Below are 25,463 nucleotides of genomic sequence, written 5' to 3'. Positions count from 1 at the left end.
CTAGCCCGAGGTGATCGCGGCCAGCCGCCGGTAGGAGTCCAGCAGGGCGTCGCGGTCGTGGGTGCTGGTGGTGACCAGGACCTCCTGGGCGCCGGTCTCCTTCAGCACCGACTCCAGTTCGTGCGCGACCTGCTCCTGCGTGCCGGCGAGGTGACCGGTCAGGCCGGACTCGTACAGGTCGCGCTCCTTGGCGGTCATGCTGCGCGCCTCGACGCGCTCGGCGGGCGGCAGCGGCGGGAAGGTGCCGTGCGTGCGGGAGTACGCCATCGACCAGGCCTCGGGGACCAGCAGCCGCCGGGCCTCCTTGGGGGTCGCGGCCACGGCCACCGTCCCGGAGACGACCACGTAGGGCTCGGCCGCCCAGGGGGAGGGGCGGAAGTGGGCGCGGTAGTGGTCGATGCCGCGCCGCATCCTGTCCCGGTTGCGCAGGTCGCCGATCACCATGGGCAGCCCGAGCCGGGCGGCGACGGCGGCGCCCTCACCCATGGCCAGGACGAACGGCGGCACGGCCAGCCCTTCGGCCGGGCGGGCGTGCACGCCTGTGGGGGAGGTGCCCCGGAACCAGCCGAGCAGCTCCCGCACCTGCCCCTCGAAGTCCTCGGCGTCGTCCTTGCCGCGGCCCAGGGCCCTGCGCACCCCGTCCGTGAACCCGACGGAGCGGCCGAGGCCCATGTCGATGCGCCCGGGGTGCAGCGACTCCAGCACCCCGAACTGCTCGGCGACGACCAGGGGCCGGTGGTTGGGCAGCATCACCCCGCCGGTGCCGACCCGGATGGTCCGGGTGGCGCCCGCGACGGCCGCGGCCAGGACGGTCGGCGCCGATCCGGCGACCCCGGGCACCCCGTGGTGCTCCGACACCCAGAACCGGTGGTAGCCGAGCCGCTCCATCTCGCGCGCGAACCGCACCGTGTCCCGCAGCGCTTCGGGATGGGTGTGCCCCTCCCGGGTGCGGGAGCGGTCCAGGACGGAGAAGCGGGCCGAGGCGATCAGGGAGCTCACACCGGTGTCAACGCCTCCCGGCCCGCGGCATTCCCGGCTCCGCCCCGACGGCCGCTCCCGGGGCGGGTCAGCCCTCGGGGCGCAGCAGCCCGCGCTCGTATGCCCGGAGAAGGTGTTGCGGGACGAGGTGGCGGACCCCGTCGACGGTGACCGGCACCAGCGTGGGGGCGGTGGCCTTCCACCTGGCGCGGCGGTGGCGGGTGTTGCTGCGGGACGTCTTCCGCTTCGGGACAGCCATGGGACTCCTCCTCGGGACACCGCCCGGGCGGGCGGCCCGCCGAGACGCTACCTGAAAATGAATCCCATACGCAAAAAGGGGTCGATGTGCGTCCCCCGGCCGGAGTCCTAAGGTGGGCGTGTGAGCGACGACCCCCGCAAGAACCCCCTGGCCGTGTTCGATCTCGACAACACCCTCGCCGACACCGCGCACCGGCAGCACTTCCTGGAGAGCCGCCCCAAGGACTGGGACGGCTTCTTCTCGGCGGCGCCGCAGGACGGGCCGCTCATGGAGGGCGTCGCGCTGGTCGCGGAGTACGTGCGCCAGTGCGAGATCGTCTACCTCACGGGGCGGCCCGAGCGCTGCCGGCAGGACACGCTGGACTGGCTGGCCGCCCAGGGACTGCCCGAGGGACGGCTCCACATGCGCGGGGACGCCGACCGCAGGCCCGCCCGGTTCACCAAGCTGCAGACCCTGCGGCGGCTGGCCCGCACCCGCGAGATCCGGGTCCTCGTCGACGACGACGAACTGGTCTGCGAGGACGCCCGGCGCGCCGGCTTCACCGTCCTGCGGGCCGACTGGGCGGCCCGCTCCGCCGAGATGAAGGCGGCCCAGGAGCGGGAGGGACGCACCTGACGGCAGCCGCGGGAGCGCCCCTGCCCCCCCCCGGGAGGCGGGCTACTCCGAGTCCTCGAGGCGGAAGCCCACCTTGAGGCCCACCTGCCAGTGCGCGATCTGCCCCTCCTCGAGCTGGCCGCGTACCTGGGTCACCTCGAACCAGTCCAGGTTGCGCAGGGTCTGCGACGCCCGCTCGACGCCGTTGCGGATGGCCTGGTCGACGCCCTCGTGCGAGGTGCCGACGATCTCGGTGACCCGGTAGGTGTGGTGCGACATGCCGCTGCTCCTCTTCCAGTGACGGGTGTGCCACGCGTCACTCCACCGTGCCCCACGGGGCGGCGAAGCGCGAGACGTCGTCCCGCGCTTCGCCGCCGCCGCGGAGCACCGGCGGTGTCAGCGGGCCGTGCTCAGGGACAGTGCGAACCGTCCCTCGCCGTCGGTCCACCAGTGGGTCAGCTCCAGCCCGGCCGCGGACAGTTCGCCGCGCACTCCCTCCTGCCGGAACTTCGCGGACACCTCGGTGCGCAGCTCCTCGCCCGCCGCGAAGTCCACCGCGAGGCCGAGCGCGGGCACCTTCACGGTCTGCTCCGAACGGGACCGCAGCCGCATCTCGATCCACTCCCGCCCGGGGTCCCACCGGGCCACGTGGTCGAACCCCGCGAGGTCGAAGTCGGCGCCGAGCTCACGGTTGATCACCGTCAGGACGTTCTTGTTGAACGCCGCCGTCACCCCGGCCGCGTCGTCGTACGCCCGGACCAGCACCTCCTCGTCCTTGACCAGGTCCGTGCCGAGCAGCAGGGCGTCGCCCGGCGCGAGCATGGCCCGCACGGACGCGAGGAACGCGGCGCGCTCGGCGGGCAGGAGGTTGCCGATCGTGCCGCCGAGGAACGCCACCAGCCGCGGCCCGGGCGTGTCCGGCAGGCTCAGCTCACCGGTGAAGTCGGCGATCAGCGCGTGCACGTCCAGGTCCGGCCGCTCGGCGGCGAGCGCCCGCCCGGCCTGGGTGAGCGCGCTGCCGCTGACGTCGACGGGCACGTAACTGCGCAGCTCCGTCAGGGAGTCGAGCAGGTGCCGGGTCTTCTCGGAGGAACCGGAGCCCAGTTCGATCAGGGTGCGGGCCCCGCTCGCCGCGGCGATGTCGCCGGAGCGTGCGAGGAGGATCTCCCGTTCGGCACGGGTCGGGTAGTACTCGGGCAGTGCGGTGATCTCCTCGAACAGGTCGCTGCCGTGGGCGTCGTAGAACCACTTCGGCGGCAGCGTCTTGGGGGAGCCGGTCAGGCCCCGCCGGACGTCGGCGCGCAACGCGGCGTCCGTGGCGTCCTCGGGCAGGGTGCGGGTCAGCTGGAACGGGCTCACGTGCGGGACTCCTCGGGAGTGGGCGCGAAGGTGTCGGCCGGCTCTTTCAGCGGCGTGAGCAGCACATCCGTGCGGCTCGCCGCGAGCAGGGTGCGGTCGGGGACCTCCTGCCAGTGCGGATCGTCGTCGTAGGGCTCGGAGGCCACGACCGTTCCGCCGCCGGGCAGGGTGAGATACCACAGCGTGTCGCCCCAGGCGGTCGCCGTGATGGTGTCGCCGTTGGTCATCAGCAGGTTGAGCCGGGAGCCGGGGGCCGCGGCCGCCACCTCCAGGACGGTGTCGGCCAGGGCCTGGCCCTCCTCGTCGCCGCCGCGCAGCCGGGCCAGCACCAGCGCCCAGACGAGCGCCGAGTCGTTGCGGGCCTCCAGGGACAGCAGGTCCTCGTCCGGCAGTGTCCGGGACAGGGCCGCCAGCGTGCCGGGCCAGCCCTTGACCGCCCCGTTGTGGCTGAACAGCCAGGTCCCCGCCGCGAACGGCGCCGCGGCGGCCTCGGCGTCCGCGCCGGACAGTGTCGCGTCGCGCACCGCCGCGAGCAGCCCTTCGGTCGTCACGACCCGGGCCAGGTCCGCGAACGACAGATCCGCCCAGATCGGCCCGGCCCGGCGGTAGCGGGCCGGCACCGGGTCGCCCTGGGCGTACCAGCCGACGCCGAAGCCGTCGGCGTTGACCGTCCCGTGGCGCTGGTGCCGGGGCGCCCACGACTGCCGGTACAGCCCGTGCGGGGGCTGCACCAGCAGCCGGCCCAGCGGCTCGCCCGGCCCGACGTAGGCCAGGTGACGGCACATCAGTTCTCCTCCGCGGAGCGGGCGGTGCGGAAGCCGGAGAAGATCTGCCGCCGGATCGGGTAGTCCCAGTTGCGGAACGTGCCGCGGCACGCCACCGGGTCCACGGCGAAGGAACCGCCGCGCAGCACCTTGTGGCCGGGGCCGAAGAAGACCTCGGAGTACTCCTTGTACGGGAACGCCCGGAACCCCGGATAGGGCAGGAAGTCGCTCGCCGTCCACTCCCACACGTCGCCGATCAACTGCCGTACGCCGAGCGGCGACTCACCGGCCGGGTAGCTCCCGGCGGGTGCCGGGCGCAGGTGCCGCTGGCCGAGGTTGGCGTGCTCGGGGCCGGGGTCGGCGTCGCCCCACGGGTAGCGCATCGAGCGGTCGCCGGCCGGGTCGTGCCGGGCGGCCTTCTCCCACTCGGCCTCCGTGGGCAGCCGGCGTCCCGCCCAGCGCGCGTAGGCATCGGCCTCGTACCAGCACACGTGCAGCACGGGCTCGTCGGGCGGGACCACCTCGGTGACGCCGAAGCGGCGCCGCAGCCACTGCGCGCCGTCGCGCCGCCAGAACAGCGGGGCGCGGATGCCCTGCCCGCGGATGTGCGCCCAGCCCTCGGGCGTCCACCAGCGCGGGTCGTCGTATCCGCCGTCCTCGATGAACGCCCGGTACGCGGCGTTGGTCACGGGGGTGGTGTCGATGTGGAAGGCGGCCACCTCGCGCCGGTGCGCGGGGCGTTCGTTGTCCAGGGCCCACGGCTCGCCGGAGGTGCCCATGGTGAACGGGCCGCCGGGCACGAGGACCTCGGACGGCCCGGTGAACAGCGGCACCGGTTCCGGGTCGGGCGCCGTCAGCGCCTGCGGGCCCTTCCTGAGCTGATGGGTGATCAGCATGGTCTCGTCGTGCTGCTGTTCGTGCTGGGCGATCATCCCGAAGGCGAAACCGGCCTCCGTGAGCCGGGTCCCGTCGAACGCGGCCCGCTCCAGGACGTCCAGTGCCCGGCCGCGTACGTCCGCCGCGTAGGAGCGGGCCTCGGCGGGCGCCAGCAGGGGCAGCTTGGGCCGTTCGGCCCGCGGGTGCTCGAAGGCGTCGTAGAGGCTGTCGATCTCCGGGCGTATCGCCTCCTGCCCGGCGACGGCCCGCAGCAGCCACTGCTCCTCCTGGTTGCCTATGTGCGCGAGGTCCCAGACCAGCGGCGACATCAGCGGGGAGTGCTGCGCGGTCAGGTCGGGCTCCTCGACGCAGCTGGTCAGCAGGGTCGTGCGGTCGCGGGCCAGGACCAGCGCGGCGACGGCGCGCTCGCGCAGCGCCTCCGGGTCCGCGGCCGGGGCGTCCGCAGCGGCCTCGGGACGGGTGTCGGTCATGAGCGCGGGTCCTTCCCGTGGGTGCGGCCGTCCGCGGCGCGCTGTCGGTCGAGCAGGTCGTCGGCGGGGCAGCGGCCCAGGACGACGTAACGGTCCAGGAAGGCCGTGACGGCCTCGACGACCTCCGGGGAGGCGCCGAGCCGGGGCAGGGCCTCCAGCGCGGCCGTGAAGCAGACCACGGCCGTCTCGCGCAGCTCCGGATCGGCCATCGCGGAGCGGGCCGCGTCGCGCCACAGCGGATTGTCCGGCGCGGTCAGCCCCAGGGTCCGCTCGGCCAGCGGCTTCACCGCCCGGTAGGCGGTCTCGGCGGCCTCCGGGTCGTCGAACAGCGCCGCCGTGACGGCCAGCGGCACGATCCAGCCGTCGTCGCCCGGCTGCGCGTCGATCATGCGCAGTTCCAGGTGGCCGCGCGGCCTGACCGGCGGGAACAGTGTCGTCAGGTGGTAGTCGAGGTCCTCCCGGGTGGGCGGCCTGGGGGCGCCGGTGCGCAGCCACTCACGGAAGGTGAGCCCCTCGGGGACCTCCCAGGGTGTCCGGTCGCCGCGGACGCACATCACGGGGGAGTCCAGGACGTGGCGGGTCCAGGCGCCGCGCGGGTCGGCGTCCAGGGGCGGCCCTCCCGCCCGGCCGGCGCCGATCCGCGTCCAGGTGAGCTGGCGCGTGGACCGCCAGCCGGTGGGACGGTGACCGGTGAGCGGGGAGTTGGCGAACGCCGCCACCAGGACCGCGCCCAGATGGTGGGCCAGCCACCAGCGCCGCACGTGGCCGAGGGGCCCCGGCTCCTCGTGGCCGGCGTCCAGGCACACCTGTACGGAGGCGGAGCTGCACATCATGTCCCGGCCGGCCGGGCCGGTGCGGTCCAGGCTGGTCTCCATGGCGTCGTAGCGCGGTTCGCGCAGGAACCGGCGGGGCGGGTGCCAGGGGTCCTGGCCGAGGCCGGCGAGGGCGAGGCCGTCCTGCCCGAGGACCGCGCGGACCGCCTCCAGATCGGCGGAGACGGTGTCGACGCACTCGGTCAGCGAGGTGGCGGGCGGCGAGCTGAGCTCCAGCTGGCCGCCGGGCTCGACCGTGAGAGCCGACCGCAGGGGCAGGGTCCGTACGGCCGCGTGAGCCGCCCGGAGTCGTTCGTGGGTGACGGGGAGCTGCGGGGCGCGCAGCTCGTGGACGAGCCATTCCACCTCGACGCCGAGGCGGCGGGGCGGGCCGGTCTTGAAGCAGATGCCGCGGACCAGTGCCTCGACCTCGGCTTCGGACAACGAGGTGCGTGGCCGGGTACAGCCACTTACCGAATCGGACATGTCGGGATCCTCCTGAGATTCCACCATGCCACCGGTCCGGGCACTTCGGCGCCCGGACCGGACGACCCGTCCCACCCAAGACGGTCGTCCCGCTCACCACAAGGGGGCAAACCGGGACGTCAGTGATCGGTCACACCTGGGGTGTCCGGCGTTCGCCCGCGCTTCCGCCCCATTCCTCCGGCAACGGAAAACTCCGTTGCGCGGCGGTTCGGGCATCGACCACCATGCCTGCGTGAGCACGACAAGAACGGCCGCGCGGTGCGCGGTCACGCCGCGTACGGGGGTCGCGGCGTGAGCGCGCGCCTGCGCGGTGTGGCCCAGGAGACCGAGCGGATCGTCGCGGCGGGCGGCTACCGGACGCCCGGCGGACGCGAGGTGCGGATCGCCGAGCAGGTTCAGGCGGCCCGGGAGGGCACCCGCCTGCACGGGCCGGAACCCGTCCCCGTGCCCGCCGTCCGGGTGACGCGCACCCGCGTCGAGGTCACCGGTGAGAGCAGCCTGGAGGCCGCCCGCCGGCTGGGCGGCTCCGTGGCGGTGCTGAACTTCGCCTCGGCCCGCAATCCCGGCGGCGGCTACCTGAACGGCGCGCAGGCGCAGGAGGAGGCGCTGTGCCGGGCCTCGGCCCTGTACACCTGCCTGCTGCGCGCCCGCGACTTCTACGACCACCACCGGGCCCACCGCGACCCCTTCTACACGGACCGGGTCATCCACTCACCCGGTGTGCCGGTCTTCCGCGACGACCGGGGCCGGCTGCTGGAGGAGCCGTACACCGCCGGCTTCCTGACCTCCCCCGCGCCCAACGCGGGCGTGGTGCTGCGCACGGCACCGGAACGGGCGGCCGAACTGCCGCGCGCCCTGGCGGTGCGGGCGGAACGCGTCCTGGAGACGGCCGCCGCACACGGCTACCCGCGGCTCGTCCTGGGCGCGTGGGGCTGCGGCGTGTTCCGCAACGACCCGGCGCAGGTGGCGGCGGCGTTCCACGGCCTGCTGCGCCCCGGCGGCCGCTTCGCGGCCACCTTCGACCACGTCGTCCTCGGCATCCTCGACCGCACCCCGGGCGCGACCGTCCGGGCCGCCTTCGAGCGGGAGTTCGGCCTCCGCGCTCCCGCATCCCGCACCTGACGCGCCCGGGAGCCCCGCGCTTCAGGGGGTCAGGGGCAGCTCTCGCCGAACTTGACCGCCGTGAACCTCACCGGCTGCCCCTTCAGGGCCGTGCCCGCGGCCGGCTTCTGCGTGCACACCTGCCAGTTCGACTCCAGGAACACGAAACGGTCCTCCGCGCTCGCGTCGTCGACGGTGATCGACGTGCCGGAGTCCAGCGCCGCCCGGGCGGCCTTCACCGACTTCCCGGTGAAGTCCGGCATCTTCCCGTTCTCGGCAGTCGGCGGCTTCGCGTCCTTCGCCGGGCACGTCTCGTCCAGCTTCACCGTGCCGAAGTCCAGGTCGGTACCGGTCGACGTGGAGCTGCCCGCCCTGACGTTCTGGCTGCACACCTTCCAGTTGCGGTCGAAGGCCTGCATGCGGTCCCGGCCGAGCGCGTCGTGCGAGGTGAGGCCGTGGAAGCCGAGCTCCTGCGCCCTGTCCTGCGCCGATTGCAGGCCCATGCCGACGAAGTCGGGCACCTTCGCCTTCTCGTCGTCCTTGCCGGCCTTCGGCTTCTCGTCCTGGACGGGCTCGACGGGCTCGGCGTCACCGCCGGCGGGCTTCGCCTCGGCGGTCTCGGTGACCGTGACGGTCGGCTGCGGCGCGGCGCCGCTGCCCGTCTTCTGCCGGCCGTCACCGTCGGCGGCGCCGACGCCGACTCCGACGAGGAAGACGAGGCACGCGGCCGGAAGGGCGACGCGCTTGCGGGCCCAGCCCGGCTTGCCGCCGGGCTGTACGGGCTGCCCGGGCGGGCCGACGAACGTCGGCGGGGCAGGCGGCTGCTGGTGGTGCGACATGGATCCCCCCACGGTTGAACGTTGGACTACCTTAGTCCAGATGTGAGGGAAGCGTGAACGCAGAGGTCTCTGTCACTGGCAACCGGGCGCCGGACATGACCGGGTGTCAGGTGGGCGGGGAGGGTCAGCTCCAGCCGTAGCGCTCCTGCAGACGGCGTCGGACGAGGTTGAAGCGCATCCGGTCCAGGGCGCAGGCCTCCCGGCGCATGCCCTCCTCGTGCAGGCGCAGCACCCGGTCGACGTCCACCCACGAGTCCCGGCCGGACCGGTCCCAGGGGCCGCTGCCGATCGGCACCCACTCCCGGTCGTCGTCGTGCCGCTTGCTGGAGAGCTGCACCGCGAGGAACGTCCCGGCCGCCTCCCGCGCGACGACCAGGACCGGGCGGTCCTTGCCGCGGCCGTCGTTCTCCTCGTACGGCACCCACGTCCAGACGATCTCGCCGGGGTCCGGGTCACCGTCGCGGTCGGGGGAGTACTCCGTGCGCACCGGGCCGCTCCTGCGCGGGTCGGCCTGGACGGTGGCGGAAGGGCCGTGGCGGCCGGGGACGTCGTCGTCGGGGAACGTGCTCACGGGGGCACCCTAGAGGCTGCCCATGTGCATGGCGACCTCCCACCGCGGCGAACTCGCCCCGGCACTCGCCCGTCTCTCCACCGGAAGCTGGTGACCGCGAACTCAGGGACGGTGGAACCGCACCTCCGGGTGGGCCGGGTCCGGGCCGTCGAGGAGCGGCTGGTTGCTGCCCCGCAGGTGCTCGTCGAAGAAGGCGGCGACGTACGTGCGGGTGACCGCCACCGCGCGGTCGGCCGGGAGGTCGCCACCGGGCAGGCCCAGGTGGTCGAGGAGTACGGGCGCGTCGGAGAAGCCGAGGTGGTCGGCGCCGTCGACGGTGAGCCAGTGCTTCTCGCCGTTCAGAGCCGTCCAGGTGGTGTCCCAGGAGGTGTCCCCACCGCCCGGCCGGTGGAACTCGTCGGTGCCCAGCACCAGGAACGGGCGTCCGCCGAGTCCGTCGGCGGGCACCGTGTCCCAGAAGGTGCCGTCCATGTTCACCCCGGCGTCGATGCGCCGGTCGGTGGCCATGGCGCTGAGGGCGCTCGCACCGCCGATGGAGTGGCCGGCCATGCCGATGCGTGTCCGGTCGATGGCGGACGCGTACCGCCAGGCGGGCCGGGAGCCGGTCAGCCGGTCCAGGACGAAGCGGGTGTCGGCGGCCCGGGCCGCGGTGACCAGGCGCCCGTCGGCCCAGTCGTTCCCGTCCATGACCGTGCAGGCGACGCAGGTCAGGGTCCGTCCGCCCGGCACCGACGTACCGGACGACTCGTAGGCGTGGTCGAGCGAGGCGACGACGTAGCCGCGGGAGGCGAGGTCCACGGCGAGGCCGGTGAGAGTGAACCGCGGCAGGCCGAAGCCGGGCGAGAGCACCACCAGCGGGTGCCGTCCCGGAGCAGGGCGCACGTCCACCTGGCTGTGTGTACGGGCCCGCGCCACCTGCCGCACCACCGGCCCCTCCACGGACACGCCCTTCAGCAGCAGCCGGGCCTCCTCCCGGGTGGCGTACGGGGCGGGGCGTCCGCGTGCGTGCCGGGCGGAGGCGGGGTAGTGCAGGGTGACCATGAGCTCCCGGCCGTCGGCCTCGGGCACCCAGGGATCGGGCCGCGAGCGGTCCACGAGGTGGAGGACGGAACTCCCCACCGCGCGGGGGCCGGTGGGAGCCGGCAGCCGCATGCGGTCGGCCTGCCGGTCCGGGACGGTCGCGCTGGTCAGCGGAAGGGGCGGCGCAGCCGTGGCGGTGGCGGCGGTGCGCGAAGGGTGCGGCACAGCCAGGGCGGTGGTGGCGGCCGGTAACGCGACCGCGCCGGCGAGGAGGGCGGCGGCGGCCGCCCGAGTCAGTTTGTTCATGAGCGGGACGCTACGGTCCCGGTCCCGGACCCCGCGTCGGTCCACGGTCCCGACCGCCACCGAGGCTGTACGACCCGGGTCGGAGGCCGGTATCCGCCGCAGGGCCGGAGGCGAGGCACGCGCTTCCTCCTCGCCCGTGCCACCGAGGTGGTCCGCGAGCCGGAGCCGCCCTACTCGGTGCGCAGCGCCGCGGCCCTTCGCGCCGGGCGGCACAGGTGGCCGGGACCGGTGCGCCCGGCGTCGCCGCCGGGACGCGTCGCTACGCCGCCGCGGCGTCCGCCGTGACCGGCGGCGCAGGCCACCGGTCCTGCCAGCGCAGTTCCGCCTCCAACTGCGCGGCCACCTGCGCCAGGAGCGGCTCGCTGTGCGCCGGGCCCAGCAACTGCGCCCCGACGGGCAGTCCGTCCGGCGTGAACCCGGCGGGCACGTTGATCCCCGGCCAGCCCAGCACGTTCCACGGCCAGGCGTAGGGGCAGGCCGCGATCATGGCCCGGTCGGTGGCGAAGCCGCTGAGTTCCAGCAGGGCGCCGATACGGGGCGGGGGAGCGGCCGTCGTGGGCGCCAGGACGACGTCGTAGGAGTCGAAGAAGGAGCCGATGCGGCGGTGCAGCACGGCCTCCGCGCGGCGTGCCGCCCGCAGCGGCGCCCCGCCGAGCAGCCGGCCCAGCCGGGCCGCGTCCCGGGTGCGCCGGTCCAGCAGCGCCGGGAAGGGCGCCTCGCCCACCCGCTCGGCGATCCCGGCGGTGGCGCGCGGCACGAACGTCAGCCCGATCTGCCCGTACGGCGGGTCGGCCTCCTCCACCGTGTGCCCGAGGCGGGCGAGCCGCTCGGCGAGCTCGGTGACCCGGGTGCGGACCTCGGGCAGCAGCCGGGCGGGGACGGCGGTGAAGGGCGGCTTGAGGGAGAGCGCGACGCGCAGCCGCCCGGGGTCGCGTCCGACGGCCGCCGACAGGTCGATCGCCGGGGGACGGTGCGGGTCCAGGTCGTGGTTGCCGCTCGCCGCGTCCAGCAGCAGGGCCGCGTCGGCCACGGTGCGGGCCAGGGTCCCGTTGACGGTGATGCCCTGGAAGGACTCGCCGCGCGGCCAGGTGGAGATGCGGCCGCGCTGCGGCTTGATGCCGACCAGATGGGTCCAGGCGGCCGGGATCCGCACCGAACCGGCCCCGTCCGAGCCCAGCGCGGCGGGCACCAGCCCGGCGGCGACCGCGGCGGCCGAGCCGCCCGAGGAACCGCCCGGCGTGTGGTCCGTGCTCCACGGGTTGCGCGTCGAGCCGAACGCGGGACCCTCGGTGAACGGCCACTGCCCGAACTCGCAGGTGTTGGTCTTGCCCACGATCACGGCCCCGGCCGCGCGCAACCGCCGTACGGCCTCGCCGTCCCCGGGGACCGGCGGGAACTCGCCGCAGCAGCCGAAGGCGGTCGGCTCGCCGGCCACGTCCATGTCGTCCTTCACCGCCACCGGCACCCCGAGCAACGGCTTGCGCACACCCGCGGCCAGCTCCAGGTCGGCGGCGTCCGCCTCCGCGAGCGCCGCGTCGGTGCGTACGATCCGGAAGGCGTTCACGCTGCTCTGCGCCGCCTCGATACGGGCCAGCGTGCGCTCGACCAGCGCGCGGGAGGACACCTCGCCGGCGGCCAGCGCGCGGGCGGTCTCCGCCAGACCCTCGGCACGGTCGAACGTCATGCGGACACCTCCGGAAGCGGCTTGTCTACCGAACGGTAACGTCCGGTGGCCGAGGGCGGAACGCCACGACGGGAGTGGACGTTCACCCACGGGCCACACCCTCCCCAGTACGCACATTCGTCACGTTCAAACGGGAAAGGCTCGTTTCCGCCGGTGAGCGGGGGTCCCGCTCCGGTGGGTCACTCCACGAAGACGCAGAAGGGATGCCCGTCGGGGTCGCGGTACACGCGGAACGGCTCGTCGTCCTCGGCATCGGGCTGCTCCCGGTCGGCCAGCAGGGTGCCGCCCAGGGCGAGCACACGTGCGTGCTGGTTCCGCAACTCCTCCAGCGAGGGCACGGCCAGGTCCAGGTGCAGCTGCTGCGGGACGGTGCCGTCCGGCCAGGTCGGTGTGCGCAGCTCCGTCACCTGCTGCACGGCGATCTGCGGTCCGCCGCGCGGGTCGCGCAGCACCAGCCAGTCCCGGCCGCGCTCGTCGGGCCGCCCCGCGGGCGGGGGCTCGTCCCCGTCGCGGTACACCAGGCCCAGCAGGGCCCGGTAGAACTCCGCCAGTGCGCGGGCGTCCGTGCTGTCGAGCACCGTCTGCACCAGCCGGATGCCGTTCTCCCCGTCCGTCATCGCACCCGGGTGCCCCGGAGGCCACCGGATACGCGGCCCGCGCGGAACGGAACGGGCCGCCTCCCCGCCGTGGTCGCGGAGGGGGGACGGCCCGGCCGGGTCAGCGGGTGCCGGTGACCCGGTGCTCCCTCAGGGCGCCGCAGTTGGAGCCGTACACCTGCACGTAGGTGTTGGCGATGCTGCCGCCCCAGTCCACGCAGTGGCCCTTGCCGTAGACGTAGGTCGGGCCGGCGTACGAGGTGAACAGGCCCTCGTCGTAGTGGCTCTCCTCCGTGTCCGGTACGGAGGCCCAGGCGGACATGGCGACGGCCTTGCCCGGGTTGTTGCGGATGGTCGCGACGCAGTTCTGCCCGTTGGACGCGTTGTAGGTCAGGTAGACCGTCCCCAGCGAGCCGAGAGCCGCCGAGTTGACCGTCTTGTAGCCGCTTCCGCACACCTTCTGCGGTGTGGTGTTCGGCGCGGCGGAGGCCGGTGCCGCCAGGGCGGTCAGGGTGCCCAGCGACAGGGCCGCCACGGCGGAGGCGGACAGAACGGAACGGGTGAATCTCATATTTCCCCCTTGCAACTCTTCGAGGTGGTTGCTCCTGCATGGTGTGACCCGCGGAGCACCCAAAGGGTTGTGCGCCATCTCCCTTGTGAATTGCGGCAGTTGAGAGGAGGCGGGTGAAGCGCCGCTTCCGTGTGCCCGTCGGCACACGCGAGCTCCCGAGGATCTGCGCAGGGGTGTCACACAGGCTGCACACCGCCCTTCCAAAGCCTCGTTAGCGTTACGGCTCGCTCCAGCGTGCGAACGTGACCAGGTCGCGGCCGGCGGGCCGCCGCAACAGCAAGATCGGGAAGACCCACACATGGACTACTGCTCGTCGTGCCGCAGGCACCTCAACGGCGCCCTGGTCTGCCCGGGCTGCGGCGCCTACGCCCCGGACATCGACCCCTGCGGCATCGACGGCCGCACCGGCCGGACCGCGGCGAGCAGCACCGTCCCGTCCATGGGGAAGATCGCTCCGTCCGCGGGGGAGACCGTCCCGTCCGCGGGGGAGACCGCCCCGGGCCTGCCGTACGACACGTCCCTCCTGGACCGGACCCTCCCCGGCGCGCAGCGGCCCGTCGCCCTCGCCCCCGAGCCGGACCGGGCGCCCGTGCCGTCCGGCGCCCACGAGGGCCCGGAGCCCGGGACGCCCGACGGCCCCGAGGGCCGCCCGCAGGGCCGGGCCGCGCGACGCCGGCAGATGGCCCGCTGGAAGAAGAACCAGCGGCGGGCCGTGGTGGCGACCGCCGTCGCCCTCGTCGGCGGGGGACTGACCGTCGCCGCCGTGAACGGCAACGCCACCCCCGGAGTGCAGGCGGCCACCACACCGGGCGACACCCCGATGGGCGGCGCCGGGGCGCAGGCGCCGGACTCCACCGGACCCGCCCCGGACCGGTACGGCACCCCGCGGTCCTCGCCCACCACGGCACCGCGGTCCCCGCGCGCCTCGCGCCACCAGCAGGACCGGTCCGTCGACCCCCGCACCACCCCCGCCGGCACGCACGCGGACGCCGCCACCGCGCCCCGCGAGCTGCCGCTCACGTCCCCCGGGCGCACCGGGGCGGCCGCCCCGGACACCGCGGGCTCCTCCCGTCCGGGCGCCGGGACCACCGCTCCGGCCGCCACCACGCCGGCCGCGCCTCCCGCCGCCGGGACGGACACCCGGCCGCCCGAGTCCCCCGCCACGCCTCCGCCCGCGACGGACCCCACGGCGCCCGCCCCGCCCCCCGCGGACCCGGACTCCGGCTCCACCCGCGACGAACTCTGCCTGCTCGTCATCTGCCTCGGCTGAACCGAAAACCGGTGGCCGTCCGGCGGCGCCGCTCCGTATCGTCGGACCATGGCCGACGAGTGCTCAACTCCTGTACTGCACACGGAAGTTCGCGTCCCGGCCACCGACGGCGCCCCCCTTCCCCGCAGCGACCCGACCGACGCCCCGCGTCCCGCCGCGCACACGGCCCGGCCGCCTCCGCGGCGGGTCCGATCCGCCCTACAATCCTGGCGACCAAATCGGGGGCGTCATCAGCGGGGGAGTCCGCGTGGAAACCATCATCGTGCAGTTGCCCGGTCCCGCCCGGTGGGGTGCGGACGACACGGGCAGTCCGGAACTGATCCACCTGGGGCCGGGGGACATCGCCGACTTCGGCCGCGGCACGGCCGGCGTGCGCATCGTCCTGGAGGACCCCGGCATCTCCCGCCGCGCGGGCCAGCTGGAGGCGGCGGGCGACTACTGGCGGCTGTCCAACTTCAGCCGCAGCGTGTCGTACGTCGTCGAGAACCTGGAGGGGGCCGGGGAGTACCTGACCGTCGCTCCCGGGCGGCTCGGGGCGCCGGTGCCCTTCGAGTTCTCCCGCGTCGTGCTGCCCGCCCTGTCCGGCACCGCCACCTTCAAGGTGTTCGCACCCCAGCACGCCTACCTCGGCGAGCAGTCCGCCCCGGGCGGCGGCGAACAGACCGTGCACCCCTTCGCCCTGGACCCGACGTCGAAGTACTTCCTCGTCCTGGTCGCCCTGTGCGAATCCCGGCTGCGCGACCCGTCCGACTCGGCACTGCCGGGAGTCGGGCAGATCGTGGACCGGCTGCGGCCGCTGGAGTCCTGCCGGGACCTCACGCGCTCCGCGGTCAACTACCACATCGACTACCTGGCCTTCGCCAAACTCCGCCTGGAACCCGTGGAAGAGGCCGCGGCCGGACCCGACGGCGGCCGCACCGGCGCCAAGCGCGCCCGGCTCGCCTCCGTCGCCCTGCGCTTCGGCCTGGTGCGCGAGGAACACCTCGGCCTGCTGCCGCCGCGCAGCGCCCGCCGCGCCGCCCCGCAGGAGGCCGGCGCATGAGCACGCCCGGCGCCCCGGACGACGAACTGGAGGCACCCCGCCCGCGGTTGCCGGAAGGCTTCCGGATCGGCGCCTGGGAGACGGGTCCCGTCATCGGCTCCGGGGGCTGGGGCACCGTGTACGAGGGACGTGCGGTCGCCGACGGCACGCCCGTCGCCGTGAAGGTGCTCCCCACCGGCACCCTGGGACCCGGACAGCGCGCCGCGCTCGGTGAACTCGTCGCCCGTGAGGTCCGGTTCAGCGCCGAGGCCGACCATCCGCACCTCGTGCGCACCCACGCCGTGTGCACCGTCGAGGCACCGGGAACACCCGAACTCGACGGGGCGATCGCCCTGGTGATGGACCGGGCCGAGGCCAGCCTGAAGGACGTGCTGGACTCCGCCGTGACGGGCGCGCCGATCGACGACGCCCCGCGCGTCCTGCGCGGCGTCGCCGCCGGACTCGCCCACATGCACGACGCCGGGTGGGTGCACGGCGACCTCAAACCCGCCAACGTCCTGCTCGGCCCAGGCGGCCGGGTGTGGCTCGCCGACTTCGGTCTCGCCACCGAACTCGACGGCACCCACGCCCACTTGCCGCCGCTCGGCACGCTCGACCACCTGCCGCCCGAGTGGTGGTCCCAGCGCACCGGCGCCGACGGTTCCGTCGTCCGGCCCACCGCCGACGTCTGGGCGTTCGGCGTCCTCGCCCACCAGGTCCTCACCGGCGGACTGCACCCCTTCCCGGGCGCCACCGCCCGGGCCCGTTCGCTCGCCGCCCAGGCCTACGCACGCGGCACCGCCGCGCTGCGGCTCGACGCCGGGCTCGACGAGGACATGCGCCGGCTCATCGCAGACTGCCTGGCCCCCGACCACGCCGGGCGGCTGCCGCACACGGCGCGCACGGTCGCCGCACGGGTCGAGGAGATCACCGGCGTCCCCGGCCGCCGCCGCGGACGCCTGGTGCCGGCCGTCGCGGCCGGGCTCGCCGTCCTGGCCGCCGCGGCGGTCGCCGGGACGCTGTGGCTCGGCGGGAGCGGCGACGACCGGGACGACGACGGCGGCCGGCGCACCCAGGCCGCCGCCACCGGCCCGCGCGGCGACGCGCCCGGCGAGATCCCCGCGGGCTCCGACGTCCCCGCGTCGCTGCGCGACGTCATCACCCGCGCCGCGCACCGCTGCACGGACGAGGAGATCACCCCCGCCCTGCTCGCCGCGCTCGTCAAGGCGGAGAGCGGCTTCGACCCGAAGGCCTCCCGCCCGGAAGCCGACGAGTACGGCATCGCCATGTGGACGCCGTCGGTGTTCCGGGCCTGGGCCGTGGACGGCGACGGGGACGGGGACAAGGACCACATGTCACCGCCGGACGCGATCTCCACCATGGCCGGATACGTGTGCTGGCTCGACCAGCGCTTCAAGGAGGCGGGCCTGCCGAAGAAGGACCTCCCCGCCCTGGTGGCCGCCGGCTACCGCACCAGCGACCGCACGGTCATCGAGGAACGCGGCGTCCCGGAACGGGTCCGGCCGCACGTCGAGAAGGTGCTGCGCTACCACGCGGCGTACCTGCGCTGACCGGGGCGCCCGCGGCAGGCCGGCGCCCCGCAGGGGTGCGAACGCGAGCGGTGGGCCGGACCCTTCGGGGCCCCGCCCACCGCTCGTCCCCCGTTCCCGCCACGGCTACGGCTGACCGCACTCCGGGACGTTCGGCAGCCGGTTGTCCGGCGAGCTGATGTAGATGTTGGACATGTAGCCGCCGTACTGCGGCAGATAGGCCCACCAGTCGTTGGTGTACGGCGGCACACTGACCGTCTCGCCCCGGGTCTGGCAGCCCACCAGGACCTCCACGCCCGCCGGGAGCCGGGTCACCCGTCCCGAGCCCGTCGCCGGCGTCCTGCGGACGTTGACGAGCTCGCCCCAGGTGCCGAACCACGTCCCGGACGGCCGCACACCGCCCGGCACGTCCAGCGAGCGGGTCAGCCGGCCGATGTCGGTGTACGCCTTCCCGTACGGCGTGCCCACCGGGTGCAGGGTCAGGACGGCCACGATCGTCCGGTCGTCCGCGCCGACCGTGCCGGTGGTGTGCAGCGCCGGCCGTGTCAGGTCGACGGCGGCGGGCCCCGGGGCGGGGGCCGGATCCGCCTCCGGGCCCGGCGCACCGTCCTCCGGGCCGCACGTGCCCTTCGCGTACTTCCCGGACCAGCCCTGCTTCACGGCCCAGGGACGGTCGAACGCCCCGGCGATGCCGAAGTGCTGGTCGAAGCCGTCGGAGGCGCAGCGCGTCGAGGCACGCAGGTTGTCCATGACGAAGGTGCGCACCGGTGCGGGGGCCTCGTCCAGCAGGTACCGGTAGATCGTCACCGTGTCGTGGGCCGACACCGAGGTGTAGCCCCAGTACCCCTCGTAGCCCGCGGGCGGCGGGTCGGTGTCGCGCAGTCCGAGCCGGTCGGACATCCGGGCGATGATCGCCGAGCCGCCCCGTGCCTGCCAGTAGTGGCTCGCCGCGTCGTCGTCACTGCTGCGCAGCATGGGCTCCAGGAGGGCCCGGTCGGCCGGCGGGACGGTGTGGGCGGGCCCGCGGTCCCACAGGAAGTCCAGCGCCAGCAGCAGCTTCACCACCGAGGCGGAACGGAACTTCGCGCGGTCGTCGACCTGTTCCGTGAAGGCCCCGGTACGGCGGTCGAAGACGGCCACACCGGCGGTGACACCGGCCGGGATCTGCGCGTCCGCGGCGGCCTCGGCCGCCTGCGCGGGCTTCTCCGCGCGGGGCTGTGCATGGGCGCCGGTCGTCAGCGAGGCGACCGTGACGGCGGTCGCGAGTGCGGCGGCGCCGCGCAGGAACATACGCATGGTTGCCTTTCCTGGGTACCCGGTCGTCCGGCGGGGCCCGGTGGCCCCCGTGCCGGCCACTGTAGGAAGACGGACGGTGGGCGCGGTCCTGACGGATGTCAGGACACCCGCGGCGCACCCCGCATCCCCACGCGCCCCTACGCATCCCGCATCCGCGGCGCATCCCGCATCCCCGCGCACCCCGGTGACGCACCGGCGGGCGGGGGCGCGGCCGGCCGCTCGCTCGTCCCGCACGACCCCGGCCGGCCGCCGGTCCGTAAGGGGGCCGCAAACGCGCGACGCCCCCCGCCCGCGATTCGGCCGAAAACCGCTCGACGCCCCCGGCCGCCGCTGCCTACGATCCTCCGCGCGGCATCGCGTGCCGGTCACCGGCCGGGTGAGGCATGGAGGCGCCGCGAAGATGCCCGTGGAGGCATTGACCGTGTCAGTCGAGTTCAACCACACCATCGTCCTCTCCCACGACCGGGAGACGTCCGCCCGTTTCCTGGCCGGGATCCTGGGGCTCGAAGTAGGCGCCCCGACCGGGGTGTTCCTGCCGGTGAGCACCGCCAACGGCGTCACGCTGGACTTCCTCACCATCGACGCCGACATCCCCATGCAGCACTACGCGTTCCTCGTCTCCGAGGACGAGTTCGACGCGGCCCTCGACCGTCTCGTCGAGGCGCGGGTCCCGATCCAGGCGGACCCGCACGGCAACCACCCCCGCCGCATCAACCGCAACGACGGCGGCCGGGGGGTCTACTTCCTCGACCCCGCCGGCCACGGCCTGGAGATCATCACGCGCCCGTACGGCAGCGCCCCGTCCTCTCCGCTGAACGGCGTCACGGAGGACGTGCCCGGGGCGGTCTGAGCCCGGACGGCGACCGGGGACGGGCACGCCCCGCGCGCCCGTCCCCGACGCGCGCGGACCCCCTGGCCGGTCCGGTCCGGTCAGGCCGGGCCCCTAGCCCGCCGGCTGCGCCGCGCTCTCGGCGAGGGCCGCCTTCCGGGGCAGCAGAAGCGGAGTGGCGAGGAGCAGACCGCCCGCCAGGGCGATCGCCGCACGCGGGCCGGTCAGGCCGGCCAGGACGCCCCACAGCACGGTCGTCGCGGCGGTGGTGGCCTTGCCGGTCGCCGACCAGGCGGCGAGCGTACGGGTGACCCGGTCCGCCGGCGTGCGCTCCAGCCGGCAGGTGGCGAGAACCGGGTTGAACACGCCGCAGCAGGCGATCAGGGCGAACTCCGTCACCATGACCAGCACCAGTCCGGCCGTGCCCGGGCCGGTGCAGGCCAGCGCCGGCGACCAGCACGCCCGCAGCGTCCCCGCGCCGCGCAGCACCCGCGCGCGGCCGTACCGCGCGACGAGACGCGGGGCCGCGCGCGAACCGATCAGCCCCCCGGTGCAGGGCACGGCGAAGGCGAGGGCGTACTGCCAGGGAGCGAAGTGCAGGTCGTCGACCATCAGGACGAGCAGCGGGGGCGAGGCCGCCATGATCAGGGAGTTGGCCAGGACGGTGTTGCGGAACAAGGGGCGCAGGACCGGGTCGGCCAGGATGTGGCGCCAGCCGTCGAGGAGTTCACCGGCCCGGAGGCGGGACGGCGGCTGCGCGCGGGGGGCCTCCACCGCACCGATCGCCCGGATGCCGAGCGCCGACAGCAGATAGCTCACCGCGTCGGCCACCACCGTGGCCACCGGGCCGAACAGGCCGATGGCCACACCGCCCAGGGGCGGTCCCACCATGCTGGCGGTCCAGTTCGTCGCCTCGAAGCGTCCGTTGGCGACCAGGAGGTGCTCGCGCGGCACCAGTGACTTCAGCAGCGCTCCGGCCGCCGCGCCGAACGTGATGTCGGCCGCCGCGACGACCACCGACACCAGCAGCAGCTGACCCGAGCCCAGCCGGCCCAGGACGAACGCCACCGGCACGCTCAGCAGCACCGCGCACCGCACGAGGTCGGCGGCGACCATCACAGGCCGTTTGCGGCGGACCTCCACCCAGGGCCCCAGCGGCAGGGACACCAGCGCGCCGACCGCCGGTCCCACCGCGGCCAGCAGCGACACCTGCGCCGGCCCGGCGTCCAGCGCCAGGACCGCGATCAGCGCGAAGGCGTCGAACGCCAGCCAGGTCCCGGCCGTGCTGACCGCGTACGCACCCCACAGCCACCGAAACTGCCGCCCCAGCGACGGCCCGCCCGCCATACCCGGCACACACTCCCCGCTCCCACGGACGACCCGGTGTCGACCGCGGGCCATCCAAGCGGGGAGGGCGCGGGGCGATCAAACAACCGCTCCCCGCACGCCGACAACCGCTCGTTGTGCCGGGAGGACGGGCCCGGTCGCGCCGCCGCTCAGCGCCGGTACAGGCCCACCAGCGTTCCGTCCGCGAGGCGGTTCTTGTCCACCTCCTCGTGCACCTGCTCCGCGCGCGGCGCGTCGGGCAGCACACACGGGCCGGACAGGGCGTAGAGCCGGAAGCAGTAGTGGTGGGCGTCGTCCCCGGGCGGCGGGTGCGGCCCGCCCCACCCCGGCTGGCCGAACCCGTTGACGAGTTCCGTGCCACCGGGCGGGCAGTGCCCGGCCTCGACGCCGTCGCTGTGCGGATCGATGCCGACCACGACCCAGTGCGCGAAGGTTCCCGAGGGTGCGTCGGGATCCTCGCAGAGCAGGACCAGTTCCGCCGCGTCGTCCGGTACGCCGCTCCAGGCCAGCGGCGGAGAGACGTTCGGTCCCTCGTAGGAGTACCGGCGCGCGAGGTACGAGTGGTCCTCGAACGCGTCGCTGCGCAGTTCCATGCCGGTCATGCGGTCCGGGGTACCCGCCAGACGCGGCGAGGACACGCGCCCGGCGCGTTCCGCCCCGCCGTCTCCTCAGGCGCTCACCCGCACCGCGCACGACCAGCCGTACGGGTCCGGGCCGATCCGCAGCTCCTCCCAGGCCACCGCGGTCGGGACCCGGCCCGTGATCGGCACGTCCGCGACACCGGCGACGGCCAGGCGCACGTCCAGACCGCCGTCGGCCTCGTCGGCCTCCACGTCGACGGGGATCTCGCCGTACTCCTCCAGCCGGCGGATGATCTCGTCCAGCAGGCCGGCCAGGAGGTCGTCGTCGCTGGCGTCGGCCAGACGCACGCGGCCGGTGGCGGTGGGCCGCACGCCGGAGACGTCCGCGAAGGTCTCCACCATCGCGAGGACCGCCTCCGCCAGGCAGTGCTCCCGGCACGCCGCCCACGCCTCGATCCGGACGTCGCCGGGATGCGGCACCGCACGGTGCCCACACTCACCCGGCCGCCGCCCCTGCCCGCCGTCACTCGTGTCACCGCCCATGCACACCGCCTGCCCGACCCTCTCCCACCCATGCAGCGACCACCCGGTCGGACGCGGATCGGGGCCTCGACGACACGGATCGCGTCACCGTGGGGAAACGCCTGCGGGGATCGGTGGGTGGCATGGCCTGACGGGGCGGTTCGACCGTTCGTGCGCGTGGTGGTGGTGCGGGAAGCGGCCGGGACCACCGACGATGAGTTCCTGTCCGCCTGCACCAGGAGTGCCCGTGAACGTCTCGCCGTCCGTGTGGCTGCTGACCGTGGCGGCCCTGTGCCTGCTCGTCGGCGTCGACTTCCTCATCGGCCGCAAACCCCATGACGTGTCCCTCAAGGAGGCCGGGACCTGGACCGTGGTGTGGGTGGTCCTGGCCGTGCTGTTCGGGGTCGGGCTGTGGATCGTCGGCGGGAGCGGGCCCGCCGGGGAGTTCTTCGCCGGCTACCTCACCGAGAAGTCGCTGAGCGTCGACAACCTCTTCGTCTTCGTGCTGATCATGTCCAAGTTCGCCGTGCCCTCGCAGTACCAGCAGCGCGTGCTCATGGTCGGGGTGCTGATGGCCCTGGTGCTGCGCGGTGTGTTCATCGCGGCCGGAGCGGCGATCATCTCCGCCTTCTCCTGGGTCTTCTACCTCTTCGGCGCCTTCCTGATCTGGACCGCCTGGAAGCTGATCCAGGACGCCCGCAAGGAGGAGCACGAGGAGGAGTACCAGGAGAACAAGCTGCTGAAGCTGGCCGAACGGCGCTTCGGCGTGGCCGACCGCTACCACGGCACCAAGCTGTTCGTCACCGAGAACGGCAAGCGGGTGATGACCCCGATGCTGGTCGTGATGCTCGCGATCGGCTCCACGGACGTGCTGTTCGCCCTGGACTCCATCCCGGCGATCTACGGCCTCACCCAGGACCCCTACATCGTGTTCACCGCGAACGCGTTCGCCCTGATGGGCCTGCGCCAGCTGTACTTCCTCATCGGCGGCCTGCTCAAGAAGCTGGTGCACCTCTCCTACGGCCTGGCGATCATCCTGGGCTTCATCGGCGTGAAGCTGTTCCTGCACGCCCTGCACGAGTCGGGGGTGCCCGTGCCGGAGATCGGCATCCCGTTCTCGCTGGGCTTCATCGTGCTGGTCCTGGCCGTGACGACGTTCACGAGCCTGCGCGCCTCGAAGCGGCAGCAGGCCGAGGAGGCGGCCCGGGACGACGCGGGCCCCCGGTAGGGACCGGCAGGGGTGGCCCCCGCCGTCACACCACGCCGTCGGCGCGCAGCGCCTCGACCTCCTCGTCGGTGCGGCCGAGTTCGCCGAGGATCGCCGCCGTGTGCTCGCCCACCGCCGGCACCGGGTCCATGCGCGCCGGCAGCCCCGCGAGGTCGGCCGGCGGGAGCAGGGCCTCGACCGTGGCGCCCGGCACCCCGACCTCGGTCCAGCGGCCGCGGGCGGCCAGCACCGGATGGTCGAGGAACGCCGCGACGTCGTTGACTCCGGCGCACGCGATGCCGATGCGCTCCAGGTCCTTCAGGATCTCGTCCGACGCCGAGCGGGCGAAGCGCTCGGCGACGACGGCGTCGAGCTCCCCGCGGTGCGCGACGCGGTCGGAGGCGGTGGCGAACCGCGCATCCCCGGTCAGCTCCGGCCGGCCGAGGAACTCCGCGCACAGCGCGGCCCACTCCCGCTCGTTCTGGATGGAGAACAGCACGTCCCTGCCGTCGGCGGCGGTGTACGTCCCGTACGGCGCGATCGTGGCGTGCTGTGTGCCCAGGCGCGGGGGCTGGCCGCCGCCGTGGCGCGTGTAGTACGCGGGCTGCCCCATCCACTCCGCGAGCGCCTCGAACAGGGACACCTCCACCGGGTGCGCCTCACCGGTGGTGGCCCGCGTGTACAGGGCCGTGAGGACGCCGCTGTAGGCGTACATGCCGGCGGCGATGTCGGCGACCGAGATGCCCGTGCGGGCGGTCCCCTCGGGCGTGCCCGTCAGCGACACCAGCCCGGTCTGGCACTGCACGAGCAGGTCGTACGCCTTGCGGTCGGCCCACGGGCCGGTGGTGCCCCAGCCGGATATCGTGCACGGGATCAGCCCCGGGCGGCGCTCGGTGACCGCCGCGGCGTCCAGCCCGAGCCGGGCGGCGGCCCCCGGGGCGAGGTTCTGCACGAACACGTCGGCGCCGTCGAGGAGGTCGTGCAGGACCTCCCGCCCGCGCGGGTCCTTCAGGTCGAGGGTGAGGGACTCCTTGGACCGGTTGAGCCACACGAAATAGCTGGAGTGGCCGTGCACCGTGGTGTCGTACCGGCGGGCGAAGTCGCCGCCCCCCGGCCGCTCCACCTTGATCACACGCGCGCCGAGGTCGGCGAGCTGCCGGGTGGCGTAGGGCGCGGCCACGGCCTGCTCGAGGCTGACCACCGTGACCCCGGCGAGGGGGTGGCGCTGCACGCTCATGCCTCTGGCTCCTGAACCTCGTAGGGACGGCGCCCGCACAGTCTGCCCCAGGGCGAGAGCGCCGGCGCGGGCCGGGCGGGCCGGCCGGGCGGTGCGGCCCGGCGGGGAGGGGCCGCTACGGAACCGACCCCGCCACGGCGTCCGCCTCCGGGGCGGGTTCCGCGTCCCGGGCCAGTTCCGCGGCGAACTGCGCACCCGCCAGCAGGGCGAGGTTGGACAGCCACAGCCACACCAGGAAGACGACGGCACCGGCCAGGGAGCCGTACAGCTTGCTGTACGTGCCCAGCGTGGAGGCGTACGCGGAGAAGCCCGCGGAGACGGTCAGCCACAGCAGGGCGGCCAGCACCCCGCCCGGCAGGCTGCGCCTGCGCCGCCGCGCCTCGACCGGGCCGGTGTGGAAGACGACCACGACCAGCAGGGCGACCAGGCACAGCAGGACCGGCCAGCGCAGCAGGCTCCAGGCCCAGGCCGCCGTGGAGTCCAGCCCCAGCGCCCGGCCCACGGCCCCGGCCAGCGGTCCCGTGAGCAGCAGCGTGAGCGAGCCGACCAGGAGCAGCCCGAGCAGCACCAGCGCGGTGAGCAGGATCCGGTGGGCCCTGCGCCAGGGCGAACGTTGGTCCGTCACCCGGTGCATGGCGTGCAGGGCGCGGCGGAACACCGCCAGATAGCTGGTCGCCGACCACAGGGCGCTGGCCGCGGCCACCGCCATCAGCGACCAGGCGGCGCCGCCGGTGCCCAGCGCCCTGCTCAGCACGGCGTGCAGTTCCGGCCCGGACTGGGCGGGTGCGTACGCGCTGACGTGCGCGACGAACTCGGCGGCCGTACCGGGGCTGACCATGCCGAACGCCAGGACCGTGGCGGGCAGGCTGGGCAGTACCGCCAGGATGGCGTAGTACGTCAGCGCCGCCGCGTAGTCGGAGACGTCGTCGTTCCACAGCGACACCGGTGTGCGGCGCAGTGCCGGCCACCAGGCGGCCCGCAGGCGGGGGCGGGGCACTCCCGGCGCCCGGGTCTCAGCGGCCATGGGACGTCCGGGGGACGGGACCGGTGCCCGGGCGTGCGGCCGGACCACGGGCACCCTCCGGGCCGTGGGTGCCGTCCGGGCGGGCGGGGGGCCCGCCCGGAGCACGTCCGGGCGGACGCCCCCGGGTCGCGCGCAGCCTGCTCATCTCCGTGCCACCTCTCCACCCGTCACCACCGGCACCGCTCCTGTCGGCGCTCGTGCCCCGGCAGCGCCGCTTCACGCGGCCGCAGGCATCGGTTCCCGGCCACCGGTGTGCCCTGCGTCCGCCATCC

At 74.6% G+C, this 25,463-nt stretch carries 26 protein-coding genes; 7 read left to right on the top strand and 19 right to left on the bottom strand.

Annotated features, from left to right (window positions below):
- A complete protein-coding gene (locus ACZ6ZN_RS02485; protein ID WP_469642507.1) occupies positions 1-999 on the bottom strand; it encodes an LLM class flavin-dependent oxidoreductase in 999 nt (332 codons plus the stop codon).
- Positions 1,000-1,066: 67 nt separating this feature from the next.
- Positions 1,067-1,237, bottom strand: a complete 171-nt coding sequence (gene rpmF, locus ACZ6ZN_RS02480) for a 50S ribosomal protein L32 (protein ID WP_398107682.1) — start codon at positions 1,235-1,237, stop codon at positions 1,067-1,069.
- 120 nt (positions 1,238-1,357) lie between these two features.
- Between rpmF and ACZ6ZN_RS02475 the strand changes: the two genes are divergently transcribed.
- Positions 1,358-1,852, top strand: a complete 495-nt coding sequence (locus ACZ6ZN_RS02475; protein ID WP_469642505.1) for a phosphatase domain-containing protein — start codon at positions 1,358-1,360, stop codon at positions 1,850-1,852.
- Between the two features lie 42 nt (positions 1,853-1,894).
- On the opposite strand, the gene ACZ6ZN_RS02470 is transcribed toward ACZ6ZN_RS02475, so the two are convergent.
- The 5 genes from ACZ6ZN_RS02470 to egtA all read right to left on the bottom strand — a co-directional run bounded on the left by ACZ6ZN_RS02470 (position 1,895) and on the right by egtA (position 6,619).
- Entirely contained in the window at positions 1,895-2,110 is a 216-nt protein-coding gene (locus tag ACZ6ZN_RS02470) for a dodecin (RefSeq protein WP_451879709.1), read from the bottom strand.
- 117 nt (positions 2,111-2,227) lie between these two features.
- Positions 2,228-3,190, bottom strand: a complete 963-nt coding sequence (egtD, locus tag ACZ6ZN_RS02465; RefSeq protein ID WP_398107679.1) for an L-histidine N(alpha)-methyltransferase — start codon at positions 3,188-3,190, stop codon at positions 2,228-2,230.
- Positions 3,187-3,975 carry an ergothioneine biosynthesis protein EgtC gene (gene egtC, locus ACZ6ZN_RS02460; protein WP_451877691.1) on the bottom strand — a complete coding sequence of 263 codons (789 nt, stop codon included), beginning with the start codon at positions 3,973-3,975 and terminating at the stop codon, positions 3,187-3,189. Before egtC ends, egtD begins: the two co-directional genes overlap by 4 nt.
- On the bottom strand, positions 3,975-5,321 hold the full coding sequence (gene egtB, locus ACZ6ZN_RS02455; RefSeq protein WP_451877690.1) for an ergothioneine biosynthesis protein EgtB: 1,347 nt from the start codon (positions 5,319-5,321) through the stop codon (positions 3,975-3,977). The genes egtC and egtB overlap by 1 nt, the downstream gene beginning before the upstream one ends.
- On the bottom strand, positions 5,318-6,619 hold the full coding sequence (gene egtA / locus ACZ6ZN_RS02450) for an ergothioneine biosynthesis glutamate--cysteine ligase EgtA (protein ID WP_469642502.1): 1,302 nt from the start codon (positions 6,617-6,619) through the stop codon (positions 5,318-5,320). The genes egtB and egtA overlap by 4 nt, the downstream gene beginning before the upstream one ends.
- A 291-nt stretch (positions 6,620-6,910) precedes the next feature.
- Between egtA and ACZ6ZN_RS02445 the strand changes: the two genes are divergently transcribed.
- Positions 6,911-7,741 (top strand): TIGR02452 family protein, encoded by an 831-nt coding sequence (locus ACZ6ZN_RS02445; protein WP_469642500.1) that lies wholly within the window; start codon positions 6,911-6,913, stop codon positions 7,739-7,741.
- A gap of 29 nt (positions 7,742-7,770) precedes the next feature.
- Here the strand turns inward: ACZ6ZN_RS02445 and ACZ6ZN_RS02440 are convergent, their stop codons facing one another.
- The 6 genes from ACZ6ZN_RS02440 to ACZ6ZN_RS02415 form a co-directional block, all read right to left on the bottom strand.
- A complete protein-coding gene (locus tag ACZ6ZN_RS02440; protein ID WP_469642498.1) occupies positions 7,771-8,559 on the bottom strand; it encodes a protein kinase family protein in 789 nt (262 codons plus the stop codon).
- Positions 8,560-8,683: 124 nt separating this feature from the next.
- A complete protein-coding gene (locus tag ACZ6ZN_RS02435) occupies positions 8,684-9,130 on the bottom strand; it encodes a type II toxin-antitoxin system PemK/MazF family toxin (RefSeq protein ID WP_469642496.1) in 447 nt (148 codons plus the stop codon).
- A 102-nt stretch (positions 9,131-9,232) separates the two neighbouring features.
- Positions 9,233-10,456, bottom strand: a complete 1,224-nt coding sequence (locus tag ACZ6ZN_RS02430) for an alpha/beta hydrolase family protein (RefSeq protein WP_469642494.1) — start codon at positions 10,454-10,456, stop codon at positions 9,233-9,235.
- A 259-nt stretch (positions 10,457-10,715) separates the two neighbouring features.
- Positions 10,716-12,140 (bottom strand): amidase, encoded by a 1,425-nt coding sequence (locus tag ACZ6ZN_RS02425; protein ID WP_469642493.1) that lies wholly within the window; start codon positions 12,138-12,140, stop codon positions 10,716-10,718.
- Between the two features lie 179 nt (positions 12,141-12,319).
- On the bottom strand, positions 12,320-12,757 hold the full coding sequence (locus ACZ6ZN_RS02420; RefSeq protein ID WP_469642491.1) for a VOC family protein: 438 nt from the start codon (positions 12,755-12,757) through the stop codon (positions 12,320-12,322).
- 100 nt (positions 12,758-12,857) lie between these two features.
- The gene (locus ACZ6ZN_RS02415) at positions 12,858-13,307 is read right to left on the bottom strand and encodes a spore-associated protein (RefSeq protein ID WP_451877684.1); all 450 of its coding nucleotides are present in this window, start codon (positions 13,305-13,307) and stop codon (positions 12,858-12,860) included.
- Positions 13,308-13,605: 298 nt separating this feature from the next.
- Here ACZ6ZN_RS02415 and ACZ6ZN_RS02410 point away from each other — a divergent pair, with 298 nt between their 5' ends.
- The 3 genes from ACZ6ZN_RS02410 (at position 13,606) to ACZ6ZN_RS02400 (ending at position 17,169) form a co-directional block, all read left to right on the top strand.
- A complete protein-coding gene (locus ACZ6ZN_RS02410) occupies positions 13,606-14,577 on the top strand; it encodes an SCO2400 family protein (RefSeq protein ID WP_469642488.1) in 972 nt (323 codons plus the stop codon).
- 247 nt (positions 14,578-14,824) lie between these two features.
- Positions 14,825-15,619 carry a serine/threonine protein kinase gene (locus ACZ6ZN_RS02405; RefSeq protein WP_398107667.1) on the top strand — a complete coding sequence of 265 codons (795 nt, stop codon included), beginning with the start codon at positions 14,825-14,827 and terminating at the stop codon, positions 15,617-15,619.
- On the top strand, positions 15,616-17,169 hold the full coding sequence (locus ACZ6ZN_RS02400) for a serine/threonine-protein kinase (RefSeq protein WP_451877682.1): 1,554 nt from the start codon (positions 15,616-15,618) through the stop codon (positions 17,167-17,169). Before ACZ6ZN_RS02405 ends, ACZ6ZN_RS02400 begins: the two co-directional genes overlap by 4 nt.
- A gap of 105 nt (positions 17,170-17,274) precedes the next feature.
- Here the strand turns inward: ACZ6ZN_RS02400 and ACZ6ZN_RS02395 are convergent, their stop codons facing one another.
- Positions 17,275-18,444, bottom strand: coding sequence for a serine hydrolase (locus ACZ6ZN_RS02395; protein WP_469642485.1), 1,170 nt, complete (start codon positions 18,442-18,444; stop codon positions 17,275-17,277).
- A gap of 421 nt (positions 18,445-18,865) precedes the next feature.
- Between ACZ6ZN_RS02395 and ACZ6ZN_RS02390 the strand changes: the two genes are divergently transcribed.
- Positions 18,866-19,294 (top strand): VOC family protein, encoded by a 429-nt coding sequence (locus ACZ6ZN_RS02390; protein WP_398107664.1) that lies wholly within the window; start codon positions 18,866-18,868, stop codon positions 19,292-19,294.
- Positions 19,295-19,387: 93 nt separating this feature from the next.
- On the opposite strand, the gene ACZ6ZN_RS02385 is transcribed toward ACZ6ZN_RS02390, so the two are convergent.
- From ACZ6ZN_RS02385 to ACZ6ZN_RS02375, 3 genes are all read right to left on the bottom strand, one after another.
- Positions 19,388-20,620, bottom strand: a complete 1,233-nt coding sequence (locus ACZ6ZN_RS02385; RefSeq protein WP_469642483.1) for an MFS transporter — start codon at positions 20,618-20,620, stop codon at positions 19,388-19,390.
- A 149-nt stretch (positions 20,621-20,769) separates the two neighbouring features.
- The gene (locus ACZ6ZN_RS02380; RefSeq protein ID WP_451877678.1) at positions 20,770-21,222 is read right to left on the bottom strand and encodes a YbhB/YbcL family Raf kinase inhibitor-like protein; all 453 of its coding nucleotides are present in this window, start codon (positions 21,220-21,222) and stop codon (positions 20,770-20,772) included.
- Between the two features lie 66 nt (positions 21,223-21,288).
- A complete protein-coding gene (locus ACZ6ZN_RS02375; protein WP_398107661.1) occupies positions 21,289-21,744 on the bottom strand; it encodes an archease in 456 nt (151 codons plus the stop codon).
- A 226-nt stretch (positions 21,745-21,970) separates the two neighbouring features.
- On the opposite strand from ACZ6ZN_RS02375, the gene ACZ6ZN_RS02370 reads away from it, so the two are divergent.
- A complete protein-coding gene (locus ACZ6ZN_RS02370) occupies positions 21,971-22,951 on the top strand; it encodes a TerC family protein (protein WP_451877676.1) in 981 nt (326 codons plus the stop codon).
- A 25-nt stretch (positions 22,952-22,976) separates the two neighbouring features.
- Here ACZ6ZN_RS02370 and ACZ6ZN_RS02365 read toward each other — a convergent pair whose 3' ends face one another.
- Together ACZ6ZN_RS02365 and ACZ6ZN_RS02360 are read right to left on the bottom strand one after the other, a co-directional pair.
- Positions 22,977-24,167 (bottom strand): CaiB/BaiF CoA transferase family protein, encoded by a 1,191-nt coding sequence (locus ACZ6ZN_RS02365; RefSeq protein ID WP_469642479.1) that lies wholly within the window; start codon positions 24,165-24,167, stop codon positions 22,977-22,979.
- Positions 24,168-24,282: 115 nt separating this feature from the next.
- Positions 24,283-25,191: a YihY/virulence factor BrkB family protein gene (locus tag ACZ6ZN_RS02360; protein WP_469642477.1), complete on the bottom strand. Its 909-nt coding sequence runs from the start codon at positions 25,189-25,191 to the stop codon at positions 24,283-24,285.
- Positions 25,192-25,463 lie beyond the last annotated feature (272 nt).

Source organism: Streptomyces sp. NPDC053665, assembly GCF_055585285.1.
Note: the sequence above shows the minus strand (reverse complement) of the source record. Positions and strands in the feature narration are given on the sequence as shown.

What these genes read in the sequence shown, in the direction of transcription:
- egtC (WP_451877691.1), bottom strand. Translation starts at nt 3,975, where the DNA reads ATGTGCCGTCACCTGGCCTACGTCGGGCCGGGCGAGCCGCTGGGCCGG.
- ACZ6ZN_RS02365 (WP_469642479.1), bottom strand. Translation starts at nt 24,167, where the DNA reads ATGAGCGTGCAGCGCCACCCCCTCGCCGGGGTCACGGTGGTCAGCCTC.
- ACZ6ZN_RS02470 (WP_451879709.1), bottom strand. Translation starts at nt 2,110, where the DNA reads ATGTCGCACCACACCTACCGGGTCACCGAGATCGTCGGCACCTCGCAC.
- ACZ6ZN_RS02415 (WP_451877684.1), bottom strand. Translation starts at nt 13,307, where the DNA reads ATGAGATTCACCCGTTCCGTTCTGTCCGCCTCCGCCGTGGCGGCCCTG.
- ACZ6ZN_RS02425 (WP_469642493.1), bottom strand. Translation starts at nt 12,140, where the DNA reads ATGACGTTCGACCGTGCCGAGGGTCTGGCGGAGACCGCCCGCGCGCTG.
- ACZ6ZN_RS02430 (WP_469642494.1), bottom strand. Translation starts at nt 10,456, where the DNA reads ATGAACAAACTGACTCGGGCGGCCGCCGCCGCCCTCCTCGCCGGCGCG.
- ACZ6ZN_RS02385 (WP_469642483.1), bottom strand. Translation starts at nt 20,620, where the DNA reads ATGGCGGGCGGGCCGTCGCTGGGGCGGCAGTTTCGGTGGCTGTGGGGT.
- ACZ6ZN_RS02440 (WP_469642498.1), bottom strand. Translation starts at nt 8,559, where the DNA reads ATGTCGCACCACCAGCAGCCGCCTGCCCCGCCGACGTTCGTCGGCCCG.
- ACZ6ZN_RS02395 (WP_469642485.1), bottom strand. Translation starts at nt 18,444, where the DNA reads ATGCGTATGTTCCTGCGCGGCGCCGCCGCACTCGCGACCGCCGTCACG.
- ACZ6ZN_RS02380 (WP_451877678.1), bottom strand. Translation starts at nt 21,222, where the DNA reads ATGACCGGCATGGAACTGCGCAGCGACGCGTTCGAGGACCACTCGTAC.
- ACZ6ZN_RS02360 (WP_469642477.1), bottom strand. Translation starts at nt 25,191, where the DNA reads ATGGCCGCTGAGACCCGGGCGCCGGGAGTGCCCCGCCCCCGCCTGCGG.
- ACZ6ZN_RS02410 (WP_469642488.1), top strand. Translation starts at nt 13,606, where the DNA reads ATGGACTACTGCTCGTCGTGCCGCAGGCACCTCAACGGCGCCCTGGTC.
- ACZ6ZN_RS02420 (WP_469642491.1), bottom strand. Translation starts at nt 12,757, where the DNA reads ATGACGGACGGGGAGAACGGCATCCGGCTGGTGCAGACGGTGCTCGAC.
- egtB (WP_451877690.1), bottom strand. Translation starts at nt 5,321, where the DNA reads ATGACCGACACCCGTCCCGAGGCCGCTGCGGACGCCCCGGCCGCGGAC.
- ACZ6ZN_RS02375 (WP_398107661.1), bottom strand. Translation starts at nt 21,744, where the DNA reads ATGGGCGGTGACACGAGTGACGGCGGGCAGGGGCGGCGGCCGGGTGAG.
- egtA (WP_469642502.1), bottom strand. Translation starts at nt 6,619, where the DNA reads ATGTCCGATTCGGTAAGTGGCTGTACCCGGCCACGCACCTCGTTGTCC.
- rpmF (WP_398107682.1), bottom strand. Translation starts at nt 1,237, where the DNA reads ATGGCTGTCCCGAAGCGGAAGACGTCCCGCAGCAACACCCGCCACCGC.
- ACZ6ZN_RS02400 (WP_451877682.1), top strand. Translation starts at nt 15,616, where the DNA reads ATGAGCACGCCCGGCGCCCCGGACGACGAACTGGAGGCACCCCGCCCG.